5 protein-coding genes are annotated in these 5713 nt (G+C 74.3%); 1 reads left to right on the plus strand and 4 read right to left on the minus strand.

Annotated features, from left to right (window positions below; translation table 11 throughout):
* Window positions 1-507: 507 nt before the first annotated feature.
* Window positions 508-1509, plus strand: a complete 1002-nt coding sequence (gene trpS, locus ACGFS9_RS32250) for a tryptophan--tRNA ligase (RefSeq protein WP_393258430.1) — start codon at window positions 508-510, stop codon at window positions 1507-1509.
* Window positions 1510-1570: 61 nt separating this feature from the next.
* On the opposite strand, the gene proC is transcribed toward trpS, so the two are convergent.
* The 4 genes from proC to ACGFS9_RS32270 all read right to left on the minus strand — a co-directional run bounded on the left by proC (window position 1571) and on the right by ACGFS9_RS32270 (window position 5442).
* Window positions 1571-2380, minus strand: coding sequence for a pyrroline-5-carboxylate reductase (gene proC, locus ACGFS9_RS32255; RefSeq protein ID WP_393258432.1), 810 nt, complete (start codon window positions 2378-2380; stop codon window positions 1571-1573).
* Window positions 2381-2525: 145 nt separating this feature from the next.
* Window positions 2526-3362 carry an ABC transporter permease gene (locus ACGFS9_RS32260; protein ID WP_393258434.1) on the minus strand — a complete coding sequence of 279 codons (837 nt, stop codon included), beginning with the start codon at window positions 3360-3362 and terminating at the stop codon, window positions 2526-2528.
* Window positions 3359-4270 carry an ABC transporter ATP-binding protein gene (locus tag ACGFS9_RS32265; RefSeq protein WP_393258436.1) on the minus strand — a complete coding sequence of 304 codons (912 nt, stop codon included), beginning with the start codon at window positions 4268-4270 and terminating at the stop codon, window positions 3359-3361. The genes ACGFS9_RS32260 and ACGFS9_RS32265 overlap by 4 nt, the downstream gene beginning before the upstream one ends.
* A gap of 344 nt (window positions 4271-4614) precedes the next feature.
* Entirely contained in the window at window positions 4615-5442 is an 828-nt protein-coding gene (locus tag ACGFS9_RS32270; RefSeq protein ID WP_393258438.1) for a class I SAM-dependent methyltransferase, read from the minus strand.
* Window positions 5443-5713 lie beyond the last annotated feature (271 nt).

Below are 5713 nucleotides of genomic sequence, written 5' to 3' on the forward strand. Positions count from 1 at the left end.
TTTCCCTTTCCGGCGAGTCCGACTCTATCAGATCCTTTCGGGCCTGACTCCCAGTCAGCGGGCTTTGCCTTCGCGGCTGTTGGGCCGTTCCGACGAGTGAGACATTAGCGGATTCCGGGGCCCCGAGCTAATCGGGGCCGCGCCCTTTCGAACGCGCAATCCTCATTTCGCAAACACGCAGGAAAACGAGCCGACGACGGATCGTCGATCGTTGAGTGGTGGTGCGGAATGGTTGTCCGGGGACCGACCGGAGTCGGCGCTCACGTCGGACAACTCGGAGAACACTACGGACGGGGTGGAGGCGTGTCAACTCGGGCCCGGACGGGCCGGCCGGGGCGTACGGTGACTCCATGACGACGCGTACGAACACCCGGCTGTGGTGGGCCGCCTGACGGCGGCCGTGCGCACGTGAGTACTCAACGGCCGCCGCTCTCGGCGGCCGTTTTCTGTGTCTCCTCCCGAGGAGCCGGCCGGTGGGTGCGGCGGTCCCGACCAGGAGGTGGAGAGATGACGCGGATCTTCAGCGGGGTCAAGCCGACCGGGCATCTGACGCTGGGGAACTACCTGGGAGCCGTCCGGCGGTGGGCCGAGGTCGACCAGCACCGGTCCGAGGCGCTCTTCTGCATCGTCGACCTGCACGCGCTGACCGTGGACCACGATCCGGCGCGGGTGCGCAGACTGAGCCGGCAGGCCGCGACCCTGCTGCTGGCGGCCGGGCTCGACCCCGAGCTGTGCACGGTGTTCGTGCAGAGTCACGTGGACGAGCACGCGCGGCTGTCGTATCTGCTGGAGTGCGTCGCGACCGACGGGGAGATGCGGCGGATGATCCAGTACAAGGAGAAGGCCGCGCGGGAGCGCGCGCGGGGCGGGAGCGTACGGCTGTCGCTGCTGACGTATCCGGTGCTGATGGCGGCGGACATCCTGGCGTACGGAAGCGACGAGGTGCCGGTCGGGGACGACCAGACACAGCACGTGGAGCTGACCCGGGATCTCGCCGTGCGGTTCAACCAGCGGTACGGGCACACGTTCGTCGTGCCCCGGGCGACGCGGCCCCCGGTGGCGGCACGGGTCATGAACCTCCAGGAGCCCACGGCCAAGATGGGCAAGAGCGACGACGTGGGCCCGGGGGTCGTGTACCTGCTGGACGAACCGGAGACCGTGCGCAAGAAGATCATGCGGGCGGTGACCGACAGCGGGCAGGAGGTCGCCTACGACCGGGAGGAGCGGCCCGGCGTCTCCAACCTGCTGGAGATCCTCGCCGCGTGCGAGGGAGGCGATCCGGAGGAGCTGAGCGGCGCGTACACGTCGTACGGCGCGCTGAAGAAGGACACCGCCGAGGCCGTCGTGGAGCTGCTCCGGCCGGTGCGTGAACGGCACCGGGAGCTGTGCGCCGATCCCGACCGGGTGGATCGGGTGCTGCGGGTCGGCGCGGCGAGAGCGCGGGAGGCGGCGCGGCCCACGGTGGACGCGGCCTACCGGGCGATCGGGCTGCTGCCCGCGGCGGGCTGAGACGACCGGCGCGGCGGGCGGCCTCGGCACCGGTGGGCGGGTGCCGAGGCCGCCCCGTCGGTCAGCCGTTGCCGGAGGCCAGTTCGCGGCTGCGGTCACGGGCCGCTTCGAGCGCGGCGATGAGGGCCGCGCGCACGCCGTGGTTCTCCAGCTCGCGGATCGCGTTGATCGTGGTGCCCGCCGGGGACGTGACGTTCTCGCGGAGTCGTACCGGGTGCTCGCCGCTGTCGCGGAGCATGACGGCCGCGCCGATCGCGGACTGCACGATCAGTTCGTGGGCCTTGTCGCGGGGCAGGCCGAGCAGGATGCCCGCGTCCGTCATGGCCTCGACGAGGTAGAAGAAGTACGCCGGACCGGACCCGGAGAGGGCCGTGCAGGCGTCCTGCTGCGACTCGGGGACGAGCAGGGTCTTGCCCACGGCTCCGAAGATCTCCTGGGCGTGGGCCACGTGCTCGGGCGTGGCGTGGCTGCCGGCGGAGATGACGGACATGGCCTCGTCGACGAGGGCCGGGGTGTTCGTCATGACGCGGACGACGGGTGTCCCGGCGGCGAGGCGCTCCTCGAAGAAGGAGGTGGGGATACCCGCCGCGCCGCTGATGACCAGGCGGTCGGCGGGCAGGTGCGGGGCGAGTTCGGCGAGGAGCGTGCCCATGTCCTGCGGCTTGACGGTCAGGATCAGGGTGTCGGCGCGCTCGGCCGCCTCGGCGGTGCCGACCGGGGTGACGCCGTGCCGCTCCCGGAGCTCCTCGGCCCGCTCGGGCCGGCGGGTGGTGACCAGGAGGTCGGCGGGGGCCCAGCCGGCTCGGATCATTCCGCTGAGCAGGGCTTCGCCGATCTTGCCGGTTCCGAGGACTGCGACGTTCTGGACCATGGTTGCGGGTGCCCTCCGGGGGTTGGGTCGTCCGCGTTCATCCTCCCACCGGGGTGATCGGCGCGGGCGGCGCGTCCGGTGGGCGGACGCGGCGGGCGCGTCCTGCGGGGGCGGGGAGCCGGGCCCCCGGCCGGGGGCCCGTCCTTCAGGGGGTGCGCCGGCGCAGGGTGGCCGCGCCGAGGAACAGGACCAGTACCGCGCTGCCGGCGACGATCAGCACGTCGCGTACGAAGGTCGCGGTCATGTCGGTGTGCCGCAGGACCTCGTTCATGCCGTCCACCGCGTACGACATCGGGAGCACGTCCGAGACGGCCTCCAGGACCGGGTGCATGACGGAGCGCGGCGTGAACAGGCCGCAGAGGAGCAGTTGGGGGAAGATCACGGCCGGCATGAACTGGACGGCCTGGAACTCGGAGGCGGCGAACGCCGAGACGAACAGGCCGAGGGCGGTTCCGAGGAGGGCGTCGAGAAGGGCGACGAGCAGGAGCAGCCAGGGGGAGCCGGTGACGTCGAGGCCGAGGGCCCACACGGCGAGGCCGGTGGCCAGGACGGACTGGACGACGGCGACGGTGCCGAAGGCGAGGGCGTAGCCGGCGATCAGGTCGCCCTTGCCGAGAGGCAGGGCGAGGAGGCGTTCGAGGGTGCCGGAGGTGCGTTCGCGCAGGGTGGCGATGGAGGTCACCAGGAACATCGTGATGAGCGGGAAGATGCCGAGCAGGGAGGCGCCGATGGAGTCGAAGGTGCGGGGGCTGGCGTCGAAGACGTAGCGGAGCAGGAACAGCATCACGCAGGGGACCAGGATCATCAGCGCGATGGTGCGCGGGTCGTGGCGGAGCTGGCGCAGCACCCGGCCGGCGGTGGCGGTGGTGCGGGAGAGGTTGAGGGGGCTCGGGCGGGCGGCCGGGCGGTGGTCCGCTCCGGGGGCGGGCGAGGTGCCCGGGGTGCCGTGGGGCGTGGCCGCCGAGGACGGTGCGGGACTCATCGGGGGTTCTCCTCGCGGGCGGTGGCGGAGCCGCCGGGACGGGGTCCGGGGGCGGGGCGTGGGTCGGCTGGCCGGTCCGCTGGGGTGTCCGTGCCCAGGGCCGGGGCGGCGGCTCCGGCCCCGGGTGCGGCCGGGGGTGCGGGGTGTGTCCCGTTGCCCTCTCCGGCGGTGGCCTCGTCGACGATCCGGAGGAAGGCGGCCTCGACGGTGTCGGAGCCGGTCCGCTCACGGAGGGCGTCGGGGGTGTCGTCGGCGAGGATCTCGCCCTCGCGCATGAGGAGGAGCCGGTGGCAGCGCTCGGCCTCGTCCATCACGTGGGAGGAGACGAGGAGGGTGGCGCCGCGTTCCCGTGCGATGTCGTGGAACAGGCGCCACAGGTCGCGGCGCAGGACCGGGTCGAGTCCGACGGTGGGTTCGTCGAGGACGAGGAGTTCGGGGGTGCCGAGCAGGGCGACGGCGAGCGAGACGCGGCTGCGCTGCCCGCCGGAGAGCGTGCCGGCCAGCGAGTCCGCGTGGGAGGTGAGGTCGACGTCGGTGATGACGCGGGTGACGTCGTCGCGGCGGCGTTCGGCGGCGGCCCGGCCGGGGTCGAGGATCGCGGCGAAGTAGTCGAGGTTCTGGCGGACGGTGAGGTCGTCGTAGACCGACGGGGCCTGGGTGACGTAGCCGATGCGGGAGCGGAGGGTGGGGTCGCCGGCGGGGCGGCCGAGGACGTCGAGCGTGCCGCCGACCTTGGCCTGGGTGCCCACGATCGCGCGTATCAGGGTCGACTTGCCGCAGCCGGACGGGCCGAGCAGTCCGGTGATGCGACCGCGCGGGACGGTGAAGTCGAGTCCGCGCAGGACGGTGCGGGCGCCGCGCACCACGGTGAGGCCCTCGGCGCGGACGGCGGGCTGGTGAGAGGACACGGGCGTTCCCGGGAGTCGGTGTTTCTCGGGCGGAGGGTCGGGGGCGGGTTCGTTCCGGGGCTCCGGGAGGAGTCCGGCGGAGCGATGGGGGGTGCTCGGTGGGTCGGTGGTGGGTGGGGGTGCTCGGTGGGGCGGAGCGGCCTTGGCCGGTACGGCGGGGCACGGCGGCGCGGACGCGTCGGCCCCGGCCACATAATCATCGCCTGATGAATATTGCTCCCGCCCGCCCGGCCGGTCAAGGTCCGCGGCCACCGCGGGCCGGTGCGGCGGGACCCGCGCCGGCCCGCACGGCCGGGCGGCCGGTGCGGCGGGCCGGGTGCCTTAGGACCGCCCGCGGCGCGGGGTCAGGCCCGGATCGCCACCAGCAGTTCCACCACGTATGTCTCCTCCACCACGCCGTCCGGGAAGGTGCGCAGGAGGTGCTCGCGCTCCTCGGCGAAGAAGCCGGCCGTCGCCTCCTCGCCGAGGACCAGGAACGCCGAGTGGCTGGCGGTGTTCGCGAGGTGGGTGTCGACCGGGACGCGGCGGCTCCAGCGGACCCGGCGGCACTCGACGTCGAGGCCGCCCGCGGGGGCCGTGCCGAGCGCGCGGTCGGCCCGGCCGCCGGTACGGCTCCGCTCCGCCGCCGGGTCCAGGCCGAGGAAGCGCTCGGTGCGCCGGGCCGCGGCCTCGATCCACGGGACGTCGAGCGCCTCGGTGTTCCACCACAGGGCCAGCGCGCCGCCGGGCCGCAGCACCCGCAGCGCCTCCGGCACGGAGCGGTTCGGGTCGGTCCAGTGCCAGGACTGGGCGTAGGTCAGGAAGTCCACCGAGGCGTCGGCGAGCGGCAGCGCCTCGCCGCTGCCCCGGACGATCCGCAGGCTCGGGTGGGCCCGGCGGAACTCGGCGGCCATCCCGGGCCCCGGCTCCACGGCGAGCACGTCGGCGCCGCGGTCGTGCAGGAGCACGGTCGAGATGCCGGTCCCCGCCCCGACGTCGGCGGCCCGCGCGCCGGAGAGGGCGCGGCCCGCGCCCTCCTCGACCGCGTCGAGGAGCGCGGGCGGATAGGAGGGGCGGTTCGCGGCGTAGCGGGCCGCCGCGGAGTCGAAGGAACGCGCCCGGGCGGCGTGCAGCGCGGCCTCGGGGCGCGGTGCGGAGGAGGACGCGGTGGACGAGGAGCGGGAAGCCGTCATGAGGTCATGATCGCCTGCCGAACGGCGGGCCGGCAGGGGATCCGGCCCCGCGGAGGCCCCCCGGGGGAACCGGGTTCTCGCTCTGCCGGGCGGGGGTGGTTGACCGCCTGCGGCGGGACGGAACCGGGTCCGCCCGGCGAGGCGGGGGCGGGTTCGCCCGACGGGGCGGGGGCGGGTTCGCCCGGCGAGGCGGGGGCGGGTTCGCCCGGCGAGGCGGTTGGCTGGCCGCGGCGGGGCTGATCGCCGCCCGCGGCGGGGCGGGGGCGGGTCA

This window comes from Streptomyces sp. NPDC048566 (assembly GCF_043199735.1).
Taxonomy (GTDB): Bacteria; Actinomycetota; Actinomycetes; order Streptomycetales; family Streptomycetaceae; genus Streptomyces.